The 21,357-nt window shown below is 50.9% G+C and carries 14 protein-coding genes; 4 read left to right on the forward strand and 10 right to left on the reverse strand.

From position 1 onward, the window contains the following. Positions 1 to 409: 409 nt before the first annotated feature. Positions 410 to 2,329 carry a formate-dependent uric acid utilization protein YgfT gene (gene ygfT / locus D9597_RS01690; RefSeq protein ID WP_130221465.1) on the forward strand — a complete coding sequence of 640 codons (1,920 nt, stop codon included), beginning with the start codon at positions 410 to 412 and terminating at the stop codon, positions 2,327 to 2,329. Further along, on the forward strand, positions 2,329 to 2,817 hold the full coding sequence (locus tag D9597_RS01695; protein WP_130221466.1) for a 4Fe-4S dicluster domain-containing protein: 489 nt from the start codon (positions 2,329 to 2,331) through the stop codon (positions 2,815 to 2,817). The genes ygfT and D9597_RS01695 overlap by 1 nt, the downstream gene beginning before the upstream one ends. 33 nt (positions 2,818 to 2,850) lie before the next feature. Here D9597_RS01695 and ghxQ read toward each other — a convergent pair whose 3' ends face one another. From ghxQ to mocA, 8 genes are all read right to left on the reverse strand, one after another. Then, entirely contained in the window at positions 2,851 to 4,218 is a 1,368-nt protein-coding gene (ghxQ, locus tag D9597_RS01700) for a guanine/hypoxanthine transporter GhxQ (protein ID WP_130221467.1), read from the reverse strand. 36 nt (positions 4,219 to 4,254) lie between these two features. Beyond that, positions 4,255 to 5,571: a guanine deaminase gene (guaD, locus tag D9597_RS01705; RefSeq protein ID WP_130221583.1), complete on the reverse strand. Its 1,317-nt coding sequence runs from the start codon at positions 5,569 to 5,571 to the stop codon at positions 4,255 to 4,257. A 17-nt stretch (positions 5,572 to 5,588) separates the two neighbouring features. After that, positions 5,589 to 6,989 carry a xanthine/proton symporter XanQ gene (gene xanQ, locus D9597_RS01710; protein WP_130217932.1) on the reverse strand — a complete coding sequence of 467 codons (1,401 nt, stop codon included), beginning with the start codon at positions 6,987 to 6,989 and terminating at the stop codon, positions 5,589 to 5,591. A 166-nt stretch (positions 6,990 to 7,155) separates the two neighbouring features. Further along, positions 7,156 to 10,026 (reverse strand): molybdopterin-dependent oxidoreductase Mo/Fe-S-binding subunit, encoded by a 2,871-nt coding sequence (locus D9597_RS01715; RefSeq protein WP_130221468.1) that lies wholly within the window; start codon positions 10,024 to 10,026, stop codon positions 7,156 to 7,158. Next, positions 10,023 to 10,802, reverse strand: coding sequence for a molybdopterin-dependent oxidoreductase FAD-binding subunit (ygfM, locus tag D9597_RS01720; RefSeq protein WP_130221469.1), 780 nt, complete (start codon positions 10,800 to 10,802; stop codon positions 10,023 to 10,025). Before ygfM ends, D9597_RS01715 begins: the two co-directional genes overlap by 4 nt. Positions 10,803 to 10,852: 50 nt before the next feature. Next, complete coding sequence (ssnA, locus tag D9597_RS01725; RefSeq protein WP_130221470.1) at positions 10,853 to 12,181, reverse strand: putative aminohydrolase SsnA; 1,329 nt, start codon at positions 12,179 to 12,181, stop codon at positions 10,853 to 10,855. 2 nt (positions 12,182 to 12,183) lie between these two features. After that, positions 12,184 to 15,282, reverse strand: coding sequence for a putative selenate reductase subunit YgfK (gene ygfK / locus D9597_RS01730; RefSeq protein WP_130221471.1), 3,099 nt, complete (start codon positions 15,280 to 15,282; stop codon positions 12,184 to 12,186). Between the two features lie 322 nt (positions 15,283 to 15,604). Next, the gene (gene mocA, locus D9597_RS01735; RefSeq protein WP_130221472.1) at positions 15,605 to 16,183 is read right to left on the reverse strand and encodes a molybdenum cofactor cytidylyltransferase; all 579 of its coding nucleotides are present in this window, start codon (positions 16,181 to 16,183) and stop codon (positions 15,605 to 15,607) included. Positions 16,184 to 16,275: 92 nt separating this feature from the next. Here mocA and yqeC point away from each other — a divergent pair, with 92 nt between their 5' ends. Both yqeC and yqeB read left to right on the forward strand, forming a co-directional pair. Then, a complete protein-coding gene (gene yqeC / locus D9597_RS01740) occupies positions 16,276 to 17,046 on the forward strand; it encodes a selenium cofactor biosynthesis protein YqeC (RefSeq protein ID WP_130221473.1) in 771 nt (256 codons plus the stop codon). Between the two features lie 47 nt (positions 17,047 to 17,093). Beyond that, positions 17,094 to 18,719, forward strand: coding sequence for a selenium-dependent molybdenum cofactor biosynthesis protein YqeB (gene yqeB, locus D9597_RS01745; RefSeq protein ID WP_130221474.1), 1,626 nt, complete (start codon positions 17,094 to 17,096; stop codon positions 18,717 to 18,719). A 220-nt stretch (positions 18,720 to 18,939) separates the two neighbouring features. Here yqeB and arcC read toward each other — a convergent pair whose 3' ends face one another. Beyond that, on the reverse strand, positions 18,940 to 19,872 hold the full coding sequence (gene arcC, locus D9597_RS01750; RefSeq protein ID WP_130207792.1) for a carbamate kinase: 933 nt from the start codon (positions 19,870 to 19,872) through the stop codon (positions 18,940 to 18,942). Between the two features lie 47 nt (positions 19,873 to 19,919). After that, positions 19,920 to 21,305, reverse strand: coding sequence for a D-phenylhydantoinase (hyuA, locus tag D9597_RS01755; RefSeq protein WP_130221475.1), 1,386 nt, complete (start codon positions 21,303 to 21,305; stop codon positions 19,920 to 19,922). Positions 21,306 to 21,357: the final 52 nt, after the last annotated feature.

Consider the following 21,357-nt stretch of genomic DNA (forward strand, 5'->3'; position numbering starts at 1 on the left):
TAAAAAGCAACCGTTTACGTTCACTAAAACTCTTTAATGACATGCTCGTGGGATGCCAGTTTTCACAAGGAGGGGACGTTACAAGATGGAAATGCGGGGGCAATCACATAATCGGGATTAAACCGAGAAAATGAGAATAAAAATAGACAATGAAATTATCTTTAATTTTCTCATATTGATATTTCATTAATCATTCTGGCATGTCGCACTCTCGTATTTAATACTTTTTATCCGAATGGCATTTTTTTGAACGGCGATGTTTAAATCTTGAAAACGGCACAGATTGAGGGGCGATAATTTGATATCTCTCACAAAATTATAATTAAAACTGACTCGTTTCCTCATATACGCCCGTTTATTGCATTGCGACATTTGAGAAGACATAACTCATCAAATGAAAGGGATGCAAATGAACAAGTTTATTGCTGCTGATGCTGCGGAATGTATAGGCTGTCATGCCTGTGAAATTGCCTGTGCGGTGGCTCATAATCAAGAAAACTGGCCGCAGAGTCATGGTGATTTTCGACCCCGTATCCACGTTGTTGGGAAAGGTCTGGCTGCAAATCCAGTGGCTTGCCATCATTGCAACAATGCCCCCTGCGTTACGGCTTGCCCGGTAAATGCCCTGACTTTTCAGCCCGATAGCGTGCAACTGGATGAACAAAAATGCATTGGTTGTAAAAGATGCGCAATCGCTTGCCCCTTTGGGGTAATTGAGATGGTCGATGCTATTGCGCAGAAATGTGACCTTTGTAACCAGCGCAATTCCGGCGCGCAAGCCTGTATTGAAGTCTGCCCAACCCAGGCGTTGCGGCTGATGGATGAGAACGGCTTGCAGCAGATGAAAACGCTGCGACAGCGCAGAACGGCGGAGGGAAAAGCATCGGAAAAACCACAATCATCGCGTCGCGAGGCATTGCTCCCTGTCACTCCACGCAAAGGGGCGGATAAAGTTACAGCAAGCGAGCGGAAGACCCACTTTGGCGAAATTTATTGCGGCCTTGATCAAAAACAAGCGGCGTATGAAAGCGACCGTTGTGTCTATTGCGCCGAAAAAGCCAACTGTAACTGGCATTGCCCGCTGCATAACGCTATCCCTGATTACGTCCGCCTGGTGCAGGAAGGGAAGATTATTGAAGCGGCAGAACTCTGCCACCAGACCAGTTCATTACCGGAAATTTGCGGTAGGGTATGTCCGCAGGACCGGCTTTGTGAAGGCGCATGTACTTTAAAAGATCACTCTGGCGCAGTCTCTATCGGTAATCTGGAACGCTATATTACTGATACTGCGCTGGCGATGGGCTGGCGTCCTGATGTCAGCCAGGTTGTTCCCCGCATAGAAAAAGTGGCGGTGATTGGCGCAGGACCCGCGGGACTGGGATGTGCCGACATTCTGGCGAGGGCGGGTGTTCATGTTGATGTCTTTGATCGCCATCCAGAAATTGGCGGTATGCTGACATTTGGCATTCCTCCGTTCAAGCTCGATAAAATGGTATTAAGCCAGCGGCGGGAGATATTCACCGCAATGGGAATCGACTTTCATCTCAATTGTGAAATTGGCCGCGATATCTCTTTCAACGAATTAACGGCGGAATATGATGCTGTTTTCCTCGGCGTGGGGACTTACGGCATGATGCGTGCAGATCTGCCGCATGAAGATGCGCCGGGCGTCATTCAGGCGCTACCGTTCCTGACTGCCCATACCCGCCAGCTTATGGGACTGCCGGAGTCTGAAGAGTATCCGCTGACGGATGTTGAAGGTAAACGCGTCGTGGTTTTAGGTGGCGGCGATACGACAATGGATTGTTTGCGCACTTCCATCCGCCTCAATGCTGCCAGCGTGACCTGCGCGTATCGCCGTGATGAAGTCAGTATGCCCGGTTCGCGGAAAGAGGTAGTCAACGCGCGCGAGGAAGGCGTTGAGTTTCAGTTCAATGTTCAGCCGCAATATATTGCTTGTGACGATGATGGGCGTTTAACTGCGGTGGGCCTGATTCGTACCGCAATGGGCGAGCCGGGACCAGATGGGCGCCGTCGTCCACGTCCGGTGGCGGGCTCTGAGTTTGAACTGCCCGCCGATGTTCTGATTATGGCGTTTGGTTTTCAGGCACATGCAATGCCGTGGTTACAGGGGAGTGGAATAAAACTCGATAAATGGGGACTGATTAAAACCGGTGACGCGGGATATTTCGCTACTCAGACGCATCTGAAAAAGGTCTTTGCCGGGGGGGATGCGGTTCATGGAGCGGATCTGGTTGTCACTGCAATGGCGGCAGGACGGCAGGCGGCGCGCGATATGTTAACTATGTTTGATACGAAGGCATCGTGATGAAATCGTTAATTATCGTTAATCCGGCTGACTGTATTGGCTGCCGCACTTGTGAAGTAGCCTGTGTTGTCGCCCATCCGTCAGAGCAGACTTTAAATGCCAGCTTCTTTTTGCCTCGCTTAAAGGTGCAGCGTTTGGATCGAATTAGCGCTCCGGTGATGTGTCACCAGTGCGAAAACGCGCCTTGCGTTGGGGCCTGCCCCGTGCAGGCGCTGACGATGGGTGAGCAGGTGGTGCAGGCAAATTCTGCCCGTTGTATCGGCTGCCAGAGTTGCGTCAGCGCGTGTCCGTTTGGGATGATCACAATTCAAATGTGGCCGGGAAATGTTCGGCCAGAAATCGTGAAATGTGACCTTTGCGAACAGCGGGAAGAGGGACCGGCTTGCGTTGCATCTTGCCCGACGCAGGCGTTGCAGTTGTTAACCGAAGGAGAACTCAGGCGAGTCCGCCAGCAGCGTATTGCTGCCAGCGGCAAGAATCCACTCTGACAAAACTCCGCGCTGTATGGCGCGGAGGTTCTTCTAGATAGCCCAACCACCCGCGTAAAACGCGACCAGGGCGACAGTTATGATGACAGTACCAATATTGAGTTTGTTCCATTCGCGAGCAAAAACACGACCCACTACGAGAGTTACAAAGCCCAGCATAATGCCGGTGACGATATTACAGGTCAGGACGATAAAGACAGCGCAAACCAGGCCCGCCATCGCATCAATAAAGTCATTGAAGTCCAGTTTTGAGACGTTACTTAGCATCAGCAGACCCACGTACATCAGTGCGGGAGCTGTGGCATAACCGGGGATCAGAAACGATAACGGTGATAAAAACAGAATCAACAGGAACAGTAAGCCAACAATAGTCGCTGTCAGACCTGTTTTGCCACCCGCTGCGGTTCCTGCAGCAGATTCGATATAGACCGCCGCAGGCGCAGCACCCACCAGCCCAGAAAATATCGAGCTGACGGAATCGCTGGTCAGGGCTTTACCACCGTTGATTATCTGGTTGTCTTTATCCAGGAGATTCGCCTGACCGGCTACTGCGCGGATGGTGCCGGTGGCATCAAATACGGCGGTCATCACCAGTGCCAGTACACTCGGGAGAACTGTTGGCTGGAGTGCACCCATAATGTCGAGGCTGAAAATTAGCGACTTACCATCTTCGCCAGCCAGGCTCGGCATCGCCACCAGACCGTGGTATTTCACCGCGGGATCAAAGATTAAGCCGATTATCGAGATGGCGATAATTACCAGTAAGATCCCTCCAGGTACGCGGCACTTCTCCAGACCAAAAATCACCGCTAATCCCAGCAAGCTCATCATTACAGGGAAAGAGGTAAATGCCCCGAGCGCCACCGGTAAGCCTTCAATCGGGTTTTTGATAACCATACCAACGCCGTTAGCTGCAATCAGCAGCAGGAACAGGCCGATACCGATGCCTGTTCCGTGGGCGATCCCCATTGGTAAATTGCGTAAGATCCAGGTTCGTATACCGGTTACGGAGATGGCGGTGAAGATGAGGCCCATCAGGAAGACCGCGCCCAGTGCGACAGGAACGCTAATTTGTTGTCCGAGAACCAGACTGAATGCGGTAAATGCCGTCAAGGAGATGGCGCAGCCGATCGCCATTGGCAAATTGGCCCACAATCCCATCAGCAAGGAACCGAAGCCCGCAACCAGACAGGTGGCGACAAACACCGCGGCGGGAGGAAAGCCTGCTTTACCCAGCATTCCCGGTACGACAATAACGGAGTAAACCATCGCCAGAAATGTGGTTAAGCCTGCCAGAACTTCCTGGCGAACGGTACTGCCACGAGCGGTAATCTTAAAATAGCTATCCAGCGCGCCCTGTGGCTTTGGTGCGTCCGGTGTTTGTAGGATGTCTCCAGACATAATGATGTCCTCACGAGGATGTTTAAGGTTTTATTATTAGTTGCGTTCGTACACCAGACGACCATCAACGTAGGTGCGGTAGATCGAACGGTCATCGCCCAACGTCATCATCACGAACAATTTGTCGACTAAAGAAACAGAGTTGTCATAGCGCAGCTGCTGTAGCGGCGTGGCGGTGGGTTCCATCACCACGAAATCAGCCTCTTTGCCAGGTAAAAAGTTGCCAATCAAATCGTCAAGGCCCAGAGATTTCGCTCCGCCGAGCGTGGCCAGGTAAAACGCTTCATATGCCGAGAGGCGATAGCCTTGTAATTGCAACACTTTGTAGGCTTCGTTCAGCGTTTGCAGCATGTTGAAAGTTGTTCCGGCACCGATATCCGTTCCCATGCCCACTTTGACTTTCTTCTGCCATGCTTTTTTCAAGTTGAATAAGCCGCTGCCGAGGTAAAGGTTGGAGGTTGGGCAGAAAGCGATGCTGGATTTGGTTTCACTAAGACGATCCCACTCTTTTTCTTCCAGATGGACGCAGTGAGCAAAGACGCAGTTTTTTCCTGTCAGGCCGTACTGGTGGTAAACATCCAGATAACCATCATGTTCAGGATAGAGTGATTTCACCCAGGCAATTTCATCTTTGTTTTCACAGAGATGGGTATGTACCCACGTATCTGGATATTCTTCTTTCAGGCGTTGCGCCATCGCCATCTGTTCAGGTGAAGATGTTGGGGCGAAGCGTGGCGTAATGGCATATAACAGACGACCATTTTTGTGCCAGCGTTCGATCAGTTCTTTGCTTTGGTGATAGCTGCTTTCGGCAGTATCGAGCAGATAATCCGGTGCGTTGCGGTCCATCATCACCTTACCGGCAATCATGCGCATATTGATATGACTGGCGGCTTCAAACAGCGCATCAACGGATTGCGGATGGACGGTACCAAACACCAGCGCCGTGGTGGTTCCGTTACGTAAAAGCTGCTTGATGAAGAACGCCGACATTTCGCGGGCGTACTCTAAATCCTCATAACGGCGCTCAGTAGGGAAGGTGTGTTTATTCAGCCATTCCAGTAACTGCTCGCCATAGGCACCGACCATTTCACTCTGCGGATAATGGATATGCGTATCGACAAAGCCCGGTACAATCAGTTTGCCACGATAATCACGGACGCGAATGGTGTCCGGGATTTGATGCTTGCCCTGTTCCCATTCACCAAACCATTCCACTTTCCCCTGTTTAATGAGTAATAAACCATCCTCAATAAATCGCAGCGCAGAAGCGATCTCTTCTGGATTATCGAGCGTACGGATGACATCAATAAAACTGCCTCGTACTGCTTTTAACGTGTGTTCCCCTGACATCATTGACTCCTTTACTGTTAATCCATTTCTTCCACTGAGGTAATACCCGGCAGAACGTTTTCCTGTCGGTAGCCACCAGGGAGGATAATATTTAATAAAATCGCAGTTAGGCCTCCGGCACAAATAGGATTTTCAACTAATACATATATTGAGGCGGGTAATATTTTAAAAATTTCGGGGTCATAAGAAACACCAAGTCCTAAACCTAAAGAAGTGGCGACAATAAGTGTTTCACGGCGCTTTAATCCGTTGGTAATAATGATGCGGATACCCGCAATGGCAATCATGGAAAACATCAACGTCATTGCACCACCCAGAACTGCCGAGGGAATAGTGGTGAAGAAGCCACCGATCACCGGAAATAATCCGAGGATAACCAGCATTACCGCGATGGTTCGCCCGACATAACGTGAGGCGACACCGGTCATCTGAATAACACCGTTATTTTGTGCAAACGTGGTTAATGGTAGTGAACCGACGGCGGAGGCGATAACCGAAACCAGACCATCTGCCAGCACGCCGCCTTTCAGGCGTGACTGATATTCTTCTCCCTGGATAGGGCGGCGGGAAACCATTGCTGTGGCGGTGATATCCCCTACTGCTTCCAGTACACTAAGCAGATAAATGGTGCCGACCACCAGGAACTGATGGAGGTTGAAATTAAATCCGTATTTGAAAGGATGGGGAATAGTAATGAGGGGGAGATTGCGTAAACTGCTGAAGTCCACCATGCCAAGGCATAATGAAACCGCATAACCCACGCACAAACCAATGGCGATTCCGCCCATACGTAGTAGCGGACTGCGACAACAGTTAAAGCCAATAACCACAATCAGCACCAGTAAACCAACGCCAAGGTGCTCGTAGTTGCCGAACGTGCCACTGCTCTTGGCGGCAAAACCACCGCCAAAATCAATAATGCCAACTTTAATCAGGCTTAAGCCGATCATCAGTACAACAATACCACTGACAGTGGGAGTAATTACTCTGCGTAAATAAGGAAGAATAAAAGAGGCTCCGACCACCAGAAAGGCGCCAACGAAGGAGACGCCGAGGAGTGACGACATGATTAACTCTTCATGAAAACCGTCGCTTTTCATGCTGCTACCCAGCGCAATCATGACTGTCACAAATGAAAAATTGACTGACTGAATAGAGAGTAAACCTGAACCTATAATTCCATAGCGATTTACCTGCAACCAGGTACCAATACCAGAAGCGATCATCGCCATAGAAACCAGGTAGGCAGTGGTTTCTGCGGAAAGTTGTAAGGCCGCCCCCACAATTAGCGCGGGTGTTACCATTGGGACGAAAATTGCCAATAGATGGGTAATGGCACCAACGATAGCCTGATGAAAAGGAGGGCGATCCTCCAGTTCAAATATAAGGTCAGAACCTGCATGGTTTATATCAGACATCCCTTCACTCCTTTATAAAGTAAATTTGATCATCTGAATCAGTAAAATAAATTCCCACGAATTTGGGGCGCAGGACGCCTTGAGAACGACTTATCTCATTTTCGCAGTTACTAATTAGTTATCTTTAATACAAGGGAAACTGGCCGCCGAAGCGGCCATTTATTATTTATATTTTTTTCAGTGCGGTGAGTATTTTCTCCGGTGTGAAATGCCATTCGCGTAACCAAATGCCGCAAGCATCGTGAATTGCGGTAGCAATTGCCGGTGCTGCACCGTTCACGCCGATCTCCGAGATTGATTTCGCCCCGAATGGGCCGACTTTATCGTCACTCGGCACCAGCACAGCGCGGAAATCACGCGGAATGTCGCCAATTTTCGGCGCGCCATAGCTGCGTAAATCACGCGTTAATGGGTGTCCTTTGGCGTCATAAATGATCTCTTCGCTCATGCTGTGGCCGATAGCTCGGAGGGTAGCGCCGTAGATCTGCCCCAACGCTAACTCCGGGTTGACCGGAGTACCGCAATCCAGCAAGGCGTAGAATTTATCCAAGCGGATTTCACCGGTACGTGTATTGACGGCCACTTCAGCGAAGTTTGCCCCATACGGGAAGGCGAAATCAGGCGTGATGTAACTGGCTGTTCCCACCAGTGAACCAAAGCCAGTACCAGTTTCGCCTTTATGGGCAATATCCCCGAAACTGACTTCGCCTTTCTTGCCGCGAACGACACCCGGCGTTGCCAGTTGAACATCTTCCAGTGGCTCACCCAACATTTGCGCGCCGTGGAAAAGGATTTTCTCGCGTAAATTTTCCGCTGCCATACGTGCGGCGTTGCCTGAGAAGCAAGTGCCGGACGAGGCATACGCGCCTTTATCAAACAACGCATGATCGGTATCACCGGAGATAACATGCACGTCCTGCGGTGGACAATGCAGCACTTCGGCCGCCAGTTTAGTGACTACAGTATCCAGACCCGTACCAATGTCAGCACCACCAGAATGGACGATAAATGTACCGTCTGATTCCAGTTTGATCATGCAGTTAGCCTGATCGATATCAGGGATACCTGATTTCTGCATAATAATGGCGACGCCACGACCCACGCACCAGTCACCTTCCTGCGCTTTAGGTGAAGACCATTGGATCATCTCACGCCCCTGACGCAGGATCTCTTCCAGTGCGCAGCTGGCAGCAGAAGGAACGGAGGTTGGCGCTTTACCTTCGCCAATTGCGCCGAGAATCTTCAGCTCTTGCCCTTCGTGTACCCGGTTACGTTCGATAATTTCCAGCTGGTCGATCTGCAACTGTTCAGCCAGTTCTGCTAATGCCATAGTGATAGCGAAGTTACCTTTCGGTGCGCCATAACCCTGATAAGCACCATTTGGGCAGATGTTGCTGTAGTAGGTGGTGACCTGGAAATCGACGTTATCGCACGGATATAACGGCAGCGACAGCGCCGGTCCGTTACACGGTACGGTGAGTGAGTGGTTGCCGTAAGGGCCTGTGTTGGCGCGGAAATCCATCTTCACTGCCGTCAGGCGACCATCTTTTTTGGCCCCCAGTTTGACGGTGACTTTCGCGACGTGACGAGAGGTGTTAGCAATAAACTCTTCTTCGCGGGTGTAGCGGAACAGTACCGGACGTCCGGTCACGCAGGTTGCCCAGGCGCACACTTCTTCCAGCAGGATGTCCTGTTTAGACCCAAAACCGCCGCCTACGCGTTCTTTAATGACATGAACTTTATGCTGTTTCATGCCCACGAGACGCGCAACCTGGCGACGCAGGTGCCACGGTACTTGAGTGGACGCGTGGATAACCAGACGATCGCCGTCCATGCGGGTAAAGCAGATGTGTGTTTCAGTAGGGCACTGCTGCGCCTGAGTTGAGTTATAGGTCCGCTCAATGATCACATCGGCGTCGGCAAAGCCTTTGTCCATATCACCAATATGACCATGAATACTGGCGGCGATATTTTTGCGAGGGCGAGAACCGATAGGGAAGTTGATGATCATATGCTCGCCGCGCTGGGCTGCATGGCTGTTATCGTCTTCCAGAGTATCTGGCGCACCAGCAACATACACCACCGGTTCATCGTGTACGACAGGCGCATCTTCCGCCATTGCCTCGTCAATCGACATTACTGGCTTAAGCACCTCATATTCAACGTCGATGAGCTTCAGTGCTTCGAGCGCAATTTCTTCACTTTCAGCGACGACCGCAGCCACGCGATCGCCGACGTGACGCATTTTCTTGCCGAACATACGGCGGTCAAGCGGTGACGGTTCTGGTGCGCTCTGACCACCAGGTGTGTAGTAGATATCCGGGCAATTCAGGTGAGTAATAACGTGAACAACGCCCGGTAAAGCCTCGGCTTTACTGACATCCAGATGAGTAATCAGTGCGTGAGCGTGTGGGCTACGTAACATTTTAATGACGCAGGCGTCAGCGGTTACGCGGTCTTCAACATAGCAGGGTTTCGCCTGCACCATTTTGGCAGCGTCGGTTTTTGGGTAATGTTTACCAATAACTTCAAGGTCATCGCGGAAAGTTGGGGCAATATCAATCGTAGCCTGTGGGTTATTTTTACGTGCAACCGCCAGTTCAATGACCTGGTAGTATTGCTGCCAGCCAGCATCGCGGCTGAACAGACCAGAAAGCGCGTCGTCGATCTCTTCGCGGGTTGGTGTGGCGATGCGATCGAGAAGATCGGTGATAATCAGAGCCGCAGCCGGATCGTTATAACCGGACTGCACCACGCCGACATCAACCATTGCCTGTTGAACCAGACTTAATTCATTCCATTTGCCTAAGGATTCAGTGGTGAGAATGTCTGCGTTTTCTAACTGTGCTGCTATCAACAGGGAGGCGTTAAGGATATTACCGTTAAAAAGAATCGCGTCAGAACCGGCAAAACCGAAGCCATCATCACTGTTGCGCACAGAGTGCATACCCATGCCAAACAACAGCTTTTGCACGTTCTCACCAGGATTGGCTTTTAGCTCCTGGGGCGCGCCATTTAAAGTAAAGTGGATATTCATACGGCTTCCTCCCCAGCCTGTTGGCAGTCGGCATACAGGTCGGCTACCAGAACTCCCGTGATATAGCGTTTATAGGCTACGCTGCCCCGCAAATCTTCCTGCGGGAAAATGGCGTTGGCGACAGCCTGTTCAAGTGCATAGCCTTCCAGATTTTGTTTTTCGACATCGTGCAGACGCAGTGCTTTACTGGTGACGCCATCCAGCGCAATTCGCATACCGTCGTGGTCGGTTAACGCTACGGCTGCCGTCACTACCGTTAATCCAGCCTGGGAACGGCTAATTTTGCGAGTCGCACAGGTGCGGTACGGATCTTTAATGATGATTTCGGTTAGCAGGCGATCGCATGGGCAGGCCAGGTACTCTTCGATGGACAGTGTTTCACCATTGCCAAAAACCAGTTCAGCATCCAGAGCCAGCAGAACGGGAAGCAACACCGATTCTTCCTGCCGGGCGGCGATTTCGCCACCAATAGTCGACTGATTACGAACATGGCGAGAGTAAACAAAACCGAGTGCTTCGCGCAGTGCCGCAGGAATAAAGCGCGCATCACGCAGTGGCTGTAAGCGAGACATTGCACCAATACGCAGTGCGCCGTTATCCCAGTCAACCCAGTCCAGTTCCAGATCCTGTAAGGAAATGGCAATCTTTTTATCGGTGCGGGTTGGCGTGGCGTTGAGTTTGCTGCCGCCGGCAAACCAGACGGCTTCATCCTGGTAGCGGCGCTTCAGTTCCAGCGCCTGTTCGACAGAGTCGGGCCTGAAAAATTGTTCAATCATCTTCTTTCCTTATTTAACCCTCTTCCCGGAAGGAAGAGGGTTTTTGTCATTTATGCCAATGCATCCATACGACGCCACATACTGGCAGCGGCTTTTCTGGCTTGCGCATAAATGGAATCGCAATCGAAGTTAAACTGACGATCTTCATAGACCATCACGCCGTTGACCATCACGCTGTGAACGCTGCCTGACCCCATACCAAAGGCGATATGTCCGGCGATATTTTCTGCCAGCAGCGGCGTCGGCGAGTTGTAATCGCAAATGGTTAAATCTGCTTTATAACCGGCTTCCAGGAGGCCAAATTTCGCGCCAAAGTTGCGGCTTATCAGTTCGTTGCCGTTAGTCAGGGCTTTGGCAAAACTGTCAGGCCATAGCGGACCACCCGCATCGCGATGTTTAAAGAAGGCAAATTTCATCTCTTCAAACATGTCTGAACCAATGCCGTCGGTTCCCAACGCCAGATTGCGGATGTCGCTAAGGTGATGGTTGTAGCCGACGTGGTTGTTCATGTTGGAACGGGCGTTATGCACTAGGAACGCATCGCGCTGATTGAGCAGAGCAATATCTTCTTTCGACAAATAAAGTCCGTGAGCAACCAGCGTTTTGTTGTCGATGAGATCGTATTCTGCCAGCCGTACCAGCAGGTCTTTGCCGTACCAGTGGTGACTGTGAGAAACGTCGTAAAGGTCTTCAGCGGCGTGAATGTGTAAACCTCGCCCGGTAGCTTTCACTGCTTCGCGCAGCATTTCCAGCCCAGCATCTGGCACGGTAAACGGAGCGTGAGCGCCGATATGCGCTTCTACCAGATACGGCTCGGTTGCCGCTTTCTTCGCATCATCAATCTGACGGGCGAAGCGGATATTTTCTTCTACCCCTTCTTGTAACTCTTTAATGCCGTTGTTACGGTCAGTGGTTTCAAAACAGGTCATCGCGCGCAGGCCAACTTTTAAAAATGCGTTGCGCAGCGTTGAGAGCGACCCGCCGATATACGCCGGAGAAGCATGGTGATCGATAACCGATGTACATCCGCTCTTGATTGCTTCCAGTGAACAAATCAGTCCGCTGTAGTAGAGAGATTCTTCATCAAGGGCGCGATCGAGCCGCCACCACAGGTTTTTCAGCGTCGAGATGAAGTCCGGGCAGGGGGCGATGTTTGCCATAATTCCGCGGGAAAGCCCCGAGTAAAAATGGTTGTGCGAGCAGACAATCCCCGGCATTACAATCCGGCCATGCATCTCTTTGTAGTTGGCTTCAGGGTAGCGGTGTGTCAGGGCGTTACCGATAGCGATAATCACATCATTTTCGATGGCGATATCGACGCCTTCCTGCACTTTCGCCGGGTGTAGCTGTACTGCGGTGACATTCTTCAGAATCAACATGATTACACCTCCACGCGGCCCAGCAGATAATGATGATGCTGGTGGACATGGCTAATGATGCGGCACATATCGTTCAGCTCTGGCGGTACGTTGTTGAACTGGCCTTCGCTGTCGATGTTTAACACCCAGCTTTGGTTATTCAGACGCACGCGTACTCGGCAATCTTCCACCAGGAAGCCTGGGTTGCTGCTGTTATCAAAGTCTTGCGACAGGCTAAAGACGGTGATTTTGTCTTTGTACGGTTTACCGTTCCACGGACAGAACTGGGCGCAGTTGCCGCATTCGTTGCAGTAGGCGTCCAGGTGCAGTGTCTGGAAACGGTTCTGGAATCCAGGGACCGCAATTGACACGTTGGCGCGGTTCGGGCAGACATCCACACACTTGCTGCAAACGTAGTTACATTCAAGACAACGTGCGGCTTCCTGAGCGACAAACGCGTCACGATCATCGCTGTCGACCTGGGTGACAGAGATATCGCCTTTGCGTTGGTAGATTTCCGTCGGGTTGACGTTGTTCCAGTATTTATCGCTTTGGTGTGAACGGATATTTTCCCGGCTAAGAATGGCATCCGATGCCCGACGAGCTGTGCCGACAGCCGCGACAATGGAGGAAGGTCCGCGCTGTACGTCGCCGATCATAAAGACATTAGTCAGGCGGGTTTCACCGTTATGGTCGACGTCTGGCCAGCCGTTGTTGTCCAGCGGCACGCCCATCGTATTCAGGGCTTCAGTATCCTGTTGTTCGCCAATGGCGGTAATCAAACTGTCTACGTGCAGTGTTACCGTTTCGTTGGTTTCTACCGGGCGGCGACGACCTTTCTCATCAGGTTCGCCAAGTGACATGACGCGCAACGTTAAGGTGCCATCAGCATCGAAACGTTCAGGATTGTTCAGGAAACGGAACTCCACGCCATCGTGCAGTGCTTCTTCATACTCTTCGCGCCACGCAGGCATCTCTTGTAATGAACGACGGTAAACGACGGTTGCTTTTTCAACGCCAGGCACGCGTAATGCCGCACGGGCGCAGTCCATTGCGGTGTTACCCGCCCCGACAACCACCACATGTTTGCCCAGCTTGAGCGCAGTACCCTTGTTGTACTCGCGCAGGAAGGGGAGAGATTTCCAGACATTCTGGTTGTCGCCCGCCAGTTTCACACCGCTATTTTTATCAGTACCTGTGGCAATCAGAACGTAGTGGAAACCCTGATTTTTTAACTGTTCGACGGTCAGGTCCGGCGAGCAACCGTACTCAAATTTCACGCCGTGATCGGCGACAAAATCGATATCGTGCTGAATTAACTCAGCCGGAATACGGAACTGCGGAATAATATTTTTCACCACGCCGCCCGCGTTAGCTTCGCGTTCAAACAGCGTGACCGGATGGCCTGCTCTGGCAAGGAAGTAACCTGCAGCCAGACCCGCCGGACCGGCACCAATCACGGCAACCGGATGGCGTGACCCGGAACCGGCTGGTTTGTGCCAGCGTTGCTTATATTCATCCCAGCCTTTTTCCAGGGCGACTTTTTTCAGTTCGCGGATATTCAACGCACTGTCGTAATCCAGACGAGTACAGTTGTACTGGCACTGGTGATCGCAAATATGGCCGGTAATCGCGGGCAGGGCGTTGCGTTGGTAGATAAGTTCCAGCGCGTCGGCATAGCGATGTTCGCCCAGCAGGCGAATATATTCCGGAATATCCTGTTTGATGGCACAAGCAGTAACACAGGGGGCAACGTAGCAGTCGGTCAGTGGCAGGTCTTCTGCCACTTCAATACGCTCTTCTGGCTTCCAGTGTTTCTGGGTGTATTCCATAGTTAGCGCATCTGCTGCCAGCCTGTTCAACCGTTCGACGTCAACACAGTTAAGCCCCCAGGCGTCTGCCCCTTCCAGTTCGCGCATGCAAGCGCTTAAGCGCAGATAGCCACCAGGTTTCAGCAGGTCAGTTGCCATGGTTATCGGGCGAATACCCGTATCGAAAATATCGCGGATAGTTAACTGGCTGGCGCCACCGGAATAAGAGATGGGCAGTTTGCCGTCAAAGGCGCGGGAAAGAACTGCTGCGACATTGATGGAGAGCGGGAACAGCGCACGCCCGGACATATACATCTCTTCGCCAGGCAGTGCGCCTTTATTGTTGATGGTGCCGAGGGTGTTAGTCAGTTTGACGCCAAAGCCGAGCGATTTTTCTTTCGCCAGCGCCATCAGGCGTTCCAGCATTTCCAGCGCCTGGGTTAGCTTGAGATCGTGATCAAATGACTCTTCTTTTAAGCCAATGTAATCGAAACCACAGCTATCGAGAATCTCGCGCACTCGCGCGTAACCCAATAAAGTCGGGTTGAGTTTCACGAAGGTATTGAGCTCTTTTTCTTCCAGCATGTAACGGCAAATGGCTTCGATTTCATGTGGAGGGCAGCCGTGCATCGTGGAGAGGGTAACGCCTTGTACCATGCTGGTGGGGATACGTGCCGATAAGGCCTGCAAGCTTTCACGTTTTTCCTGCAAACCGTGGCGGGCTAAAAATGCGTCATCCTGGAGTAGTTTATGAAGCGTATCGCGGTATTGTGCAAACTTCGGATGTGTAGATGCGTCCATCATATTATCGATGAACTGCTGCATGGGTGGTTGTTTAATGCCTTCGAGGTTGTAACCGACGCTCATATTAAAGATGAATGATTTACCGGACTCGGACGGCTGGAACATAGCTTCGAGAAGATGCAGGGCGAACCAGGCTTTGAGGTATTCATCCCACGCTTTAAGCAGGGTAAATTCGGTGGACCATTCGGTGTTAAAACACTCGTCTTCGGCGTCGATACAGGGCTTTTCCAGCTCCAGACGATCGAGGATTTGTACTGTTTTAAGTTCGATGAAGCGTCCGCCAGTCAGCCAGGACGTGACGATGTTTTGTGCGAGTTGCGTGTGCGGACCTGCGGCGGGGCCGACTGGTGTCGCACAGGTTTCACCGAAAACACCGACAGATTTACCTTTTGCGGGTGAGTAAAACTGTTGCTCGGGAATACCAAAGATTGAGCGTTGTTGTTGGTATTCATCAAATATGCGCGTCAAAAGTTCCTCAAACGGAATGGGACGCATAATATCCCCCATAACCCTCTCCTTAGCTTACACAGATATCATTGAGTGACCGGTATTGAGAAATCCGGTGGTTTAGGGGGATAGAGCAACAATCACACCACTCTTGCCATGTTCGCCAGGAAATATAAAAAAATGTGAAGCGCCTCGAAACTTAAGGGACTTTTGTGAATGATCTCACAGGTGTCAAATGAGAATTAAAATCACTCCTGGGTATTATTGTTGTCAGGAGTTTTATCACTTTTTCTCATTTCTCAAAATCAGTGATTCTGTATCATTATGATAAAGAAGTACTGAGTGGATTTAATATTTGAACGCAATCGTTTAACTGGCTTTTCTAAATTTTAGTATACTTTTTTTGTGCATTAATAAAGTCATTTGGAGTATCAATATCTAAAATTATTTCTTCATTTTCCATTTCGACGAAATAATGTTCGCCCATGAGTAATGCCTGGCGCATATGGGTAACATTAGGTTGTTTGACCGCCTGCATCAGGCAGGATTTTGACACTAAAATCGGATGGCCAGGCGTACCATGATGGAGCGGGAGTATGGCTCCGTTGTTTCGTAACTTCCAGATTTTTAGGAAGATATCTCTGTTGATGGTTGGCATATCACCATGAGTGAGAAAACAATGTTCTGTTTGTACCGCTGGCGCTGCGGCTTTTACCGAAGTCAGTAACCCCTGCGCATAATCTGGATTGTAGATAATAGTAATGTTGCTATGGCTAGCGTAGCGATTATGCAGTTCATTGCCGCGATAACCAGTGACTAAAATAATTCGGCTACAAAACTGCAACGCATTTTTGATACTCGCGTCAAGAATTGTTCCCTGTTGCCAGGGTAACATCATTTTCCATTGCCCCATTCTTGATGATAATCCGGCCGCGGTAATTATACAGTCGATGGCTGACATAGTGGTTCCATTATTATATGGGCTAATAACGCCTGGAAATGTGTTACTCCCTGATTAATGCGTGCTTACCCCAGAGAGGTCCATGAAGACTCGTGAAAAGTATAATTGACCCATCGGCGTTATTCATTGATTTAGGCGCGCAGAAACACCCCACAGTGATTTCTGTTGTTGGCGCAGGGGGGAAAACCAGCCTGCTTTTTTGGCTGGCGCAGTTATTTCAGTCCATCGGTAGGCGCGTGTTGATCACTACGACCACACATATGTTTATGCCAGATTCACACTGGCCCGTGGTTATCTGCCGTGATCCCGCCATGCTTCCTCGCTCGTCTCTCAAATTCCCCATTTCATTTTGTTTTCACCGCTGGAAAGCGAACCAGGGAAAAGTGCAGGGATTTACGCCAGAAGTGATTGATGCACTGGTGCAACGACCAGAGTGTGACGTAATTCTCATTGAGGCAGATGGCTCGCGTGGAATGCCGTTAAAAGCGCCTGATGAGCACGAACCTTGCATACCCAAAAGCAGTTGCTGCGTGATTGCTGTGATGGGAGGGCATATTTTGGGCGCGCAAGTTGGCACGGAAAATGTCCATCGCTGGTCGCAGTTTGCTGATATTACCGGGTTAACACCTGATGCAACCTTGCAACTGAGCGATCTCGTTGCGCTGGTTCGTCACCCTCAGGGCGCGTTTAAAAACGTACCACAAGGCTGTCGACGAATCTGGTTCATTAACCGTTTTTCTCAATGTGAGAATGCGATTGCGCAAAGCGAGCTACTTCAGCCGCTGCAACAACATGACGTAGAGGCAATCTGGCTGGGCGATATACAAGAACATCCTGCAATCGCGCGCAGATTTGTGAATTAGCGGCCCGGATATTGCGGGTTACTGAAAGGATATCCATTGAGGTTGGTATGAATATTTTCACAGAGGCTGCAAAACTCGAAGAGCAAAATTGTCCGTTTGCGATGGCGCAAATTGTAGATAGCCGAGGCTCTACTCCCCGCCATTCTGCACAAATGTTAGTGCGCGCCGATGGTTCAATCGTCGGCACAATTGGTGGCGGAATGGTTGAGCGGAAGGTGATTGAAGAGTCACTACAGGCATTGCAGGAACGTAAGCCGCGATTATTCCATGGACGCATGGCGCGTAACGGCGCGGATGCCGTCGGGTCAGATTGCGGAGGCGCAATGTCAGTGTTTATCAGCGTACATGGTATGCGACCCCGGCTGGTGTTGATCGGCGCGGGGCATGTTAACCGGGCGATAGCCCAAAGCGCAGCACTGCTGGGGTTTGATATTGCTGTTGCCGATATTTATCGCGAAAGCCTGAATCCTGAACTTTTCCCGCCATCAACTGCGCTTGTTCATGCTGAGTCGTTTGGCGCGGCAGCGGAAGCACTGGAGATTCGCCCTGATAATTTTGTCCTGATTGCCACAAATAATCAGGATCGTGAAGCCCTCGATAAACTCATTGAACAGCCCATTGCATGGTTGGGGTTGCTGGCAAGTCGCCGCAAGGTTCAGCTTTTCCTGCGTCAGTTGCGTGAGAAAGGCGTGGCTGAAGAACATATTGCCCGTTTGCACGCACCGGTGGGCTACAACATTGGTGCCGAAACGCCGCAGGAGATCGCTATCAGTGTACTGGCAGAAATATTACAGGTGAAAAATAATGCGCCGGGCGGGCTGATGATGAAACCTTCTCATCCTTCCGGACACCAGCTGGTGGTAATTCGCGGCGCGGGGGATATCGCCAGTGGTGTGGCGCTGCGTCTGTATCATGCGGGGTTCAAAGTGATCATGCTGGAAGTGGAAAAACCGACGGTGATTCGCTGTACCGTGGCGTTTGCCCAGGCCGTGTTCGACGGCGAAATGATGGTTGAAGGTGTCACCGCCCGACTGGCAACCAGCTCTGCAGAGGCGATGAAACTGACTGAACGCGGGTTTATTCCCGTGATGGTAGACCCCGACTGTTTACTGCTTGATGAGCTGAAACCACTTTGCGTGGTGGACGCTATTCTGGCGAAACAGAATTTGGGTACGCGTGCAGATATGGCTCCAGTGACGATCGCGCTTGGGCCGGGCTTTACCGCAGGTAAAGATTGTCATGCGGTGATTGAAACAAATCGTGGGCATTGGTTGGGACAGGTTATTTACTCAGGTTGCGCACAGGAGAATACTGGCGTTCCCGGCAATATTATGGGGCATACCACCCGGCGAGTTATTCGCGCTCCGGCGGCAGGTATCATGCGTTCCAACGTGAAGTTAGGCGATCTGGTGCAAGAAGGCGATGTTATTGCCTGGATTGGTGAGCATGAAATAAAAGCGCCGTTGGCGGGAATGGTGCGTGGTTTACTTAACGACGGGCTGGCGGTAGTCGGTGGCTTTAAAATCGGTGATATCGATCCTCGTGGTGAAACGGCTGATTTCACCAGCGTTTCTGACAAAGCCCGAGCGATTGGTGGTGGCGTACTTGAGGCGTTAATGATGTTGATGCATCAGGGCGTTAAAGCGACGAAAGAAGTGCTGGAAGTAGCTTAAATGAAAATGGCCGGATGGTATTACCCACCCGGCCTTGAGACTGATGATAAACGCTAAATTGCCTGATGCGCTGCGCTTATCAGGCCTACAAGTGCTTTGCAATTAATTGAATATTAGATGTTTTATAGACTGAGTAAGGCGTTCACGCCGCATCCGGCATCAATAACGCGCACTTTGTTAACAATCTTTGGCCGAATGGCATCGCCACCCGGCCAATAAATTACTGAGAAATCACCGTTCCGGTTTTGCCTTCAATCCCTTCTTTCGCTTTGCTCAACACGGTAATCAGTGCTTCGCGACCTGCGCGAGAGCGGGCAAATGATGCGGCGGCTTCCACTTTCGGCAGCATAGAACCTTTTGCAAAATGCCCTTCTTCGATAAAGCGTTCTGCATCGGCCAATGACAGGCGATCGAGCCACTGCTCATTCTCTTTACCGAAGTTAATCGCCACTTTTTCTACAGCAGTCAGAATGATCAGCATATCGGCATCGATCATTTCTGCTAAACGGGCGCTGGCCCAGTCTTTATCGATAACCGCACTGGCGCCGCGCAGATGGTTACCTTCTCGAATTACAGGAATACCGCCACCGCCAACGGTGATCACAACCTGTCCTGCATCTACCAGCGCTTTAACTGTCTCTTTTTCAACAATATCTACCGGCTTAGGCGAAGCAACGACACGACGATAGCCGCGACCCGCATCTTCTTTCAGGGTATAGCCCTGTTTTGTCAGTTGCTCTGCTTCCTGCTCGGTAAAGAACGAACCGATCGGTTTGGTTGGGTTGAGGAAGGCCGGATCGTTAGCGTCGACTTCGACCTGGGTAACCAGCGTTGCAACGGGTTTATTAATGCCACGAGAAAGCAGTTCTTCTCTTAAGGCGTTTTGCAGATCGTAACCAATATATCCCTGACTCAACGCAACACAGACAGACATTGGCAGCATCGGTGAATGCGCTTCAGTTTTTGCAGCGGCTTCGAATGCCTGGTTAATCATGCCTACCTGCGGTCCATTACCATGAGTGACGATAACTTCATGTCCCTGGGCAATTAAATCAACAATTGCCTGAGACGTAATTTTTACCGCTTTCATTTGTCCGGCCAGATCGTCGCCCAGCGCATTCCCGCCGAGGGCGAGAACAATTTTCTTACTCATTTTTCCTCACTCATCATTCTTGATTGTGTATAGATCCCTGGCAGTGGTTAGAGCACGGGAGGGACAAACGGTTTGCGTCGCAGGAAACGTCCTCGTCCGGCTTTGCCTGTAAAGGTGCCGTCACAGAAAATCGTCTCACCACGGGATAAGGTTCTGACAATTGCGCCCTGACAGGTAAAACCCTCCCAGGGAGAGTAGTCGGCGTTGTCGTGGAGATGGCGGTGCTGAATTTGTTGGCTCTGGCGTGGGTCGATAATCACCACGTCGCCATCGGAACCGGGTGCTAATAATCCTTTTTGTGGCCACAGGCCAAACAGCCTTGCGGGCATCGCACTGGTTAATTCAACAAAACGCTCCGGTGTGATACGTCCCGTCATTACGCCACTGGAGAACAGCAACTGCATGCGATTTTCCACACCGGGCAAGCCATTTGGGCAGCGGCTGAAATCGCCTTTAGAAATTTGCTGGCGCTGGGCCATCGAGAAGGTGCAGTGATCGGTCGCCACCACGTCAATCGCACCATCGCTGATGCCACACCACAGCTTGTCCTGCTCGCGAGCGTTGCGCAGCGGTGGGCTAAGAATGAACTTCATGCCATCTTCTGTATCGTAACTGCGTTCGTCCAGCAGGAGATATTGCGGGCAGGTTTCAACCCAGACTGGCTGGTGATTCGCGCGAGCAAGGCGCAGATAATCCAGACCTAAGCCGTTAGACAAGTGCACGATATAGAGCGGGGCGTTACCGGCAATTTGTGCCAGGTTAATCATTCTGGCGATGGCTTCGGCTTCGCATTCCAGAGGTCGGCTCAAGGCGTGGTAGCGCGGCGCGGTTAACCCAGCGGCGATAAACTCCGCTCGCTTACTGGCGATTGCGGCGTCATTTTCTGGGTGTACAGTGGTCAGCGCGCCGGATTCATGCAGGCGGCGTAATGCCTGTAGGACTTCATCATCGTTGAGTTTGTATTGATAGGTTAAATAGAGTTTAAAACTGCTCAGCCCTTCTTCGACCATCATCGGAATTTCGTCGAGGATGGCGTGATTAATATGCTGGATAACACCGTGGAAGCTGTAGTCGATGACCGCTTTATGGGCGGCATAACCACGATAAACTTCCAGTTGATGGCGTAATCGGCAGCCATTCGGGCCAAATCCCATATGATCAATAATGGTTGTTGTACCGCCACACGCGGCTGCGCGGGTACCGGTAAAAAAATCATCACAACTGCGCGCGATGCCGACATCAATATTGAAATGTGTATGGACATCTACGCCGCCAGGGAAAATGTAACAGCCAGTGGCATCAATTTCTTCACAGGGGAGTTGCGGCGAAATATCTTTGCCTAACTGGCGGACAATACCGCTTTCAATCAGCAAGTCCTGTTTGGCTTGTCCATCTGCGTTAACGACAGTGCCGTTTTTGATCAATACGCGCATAGCAAACTCCAAAAAACCCTCCGGCGAACCGGAGGGAAATAGGTGAAGAGTA

Source organism: Escherichia sp. E13S3, from assembly GCF_004212325.1.
Classification (GTDB): domain Bacteria; phylum Pseudomonadota; class Gammaproteobacteria; order Enterobacterales; family Enterobacteriaceae; genus Escherichia.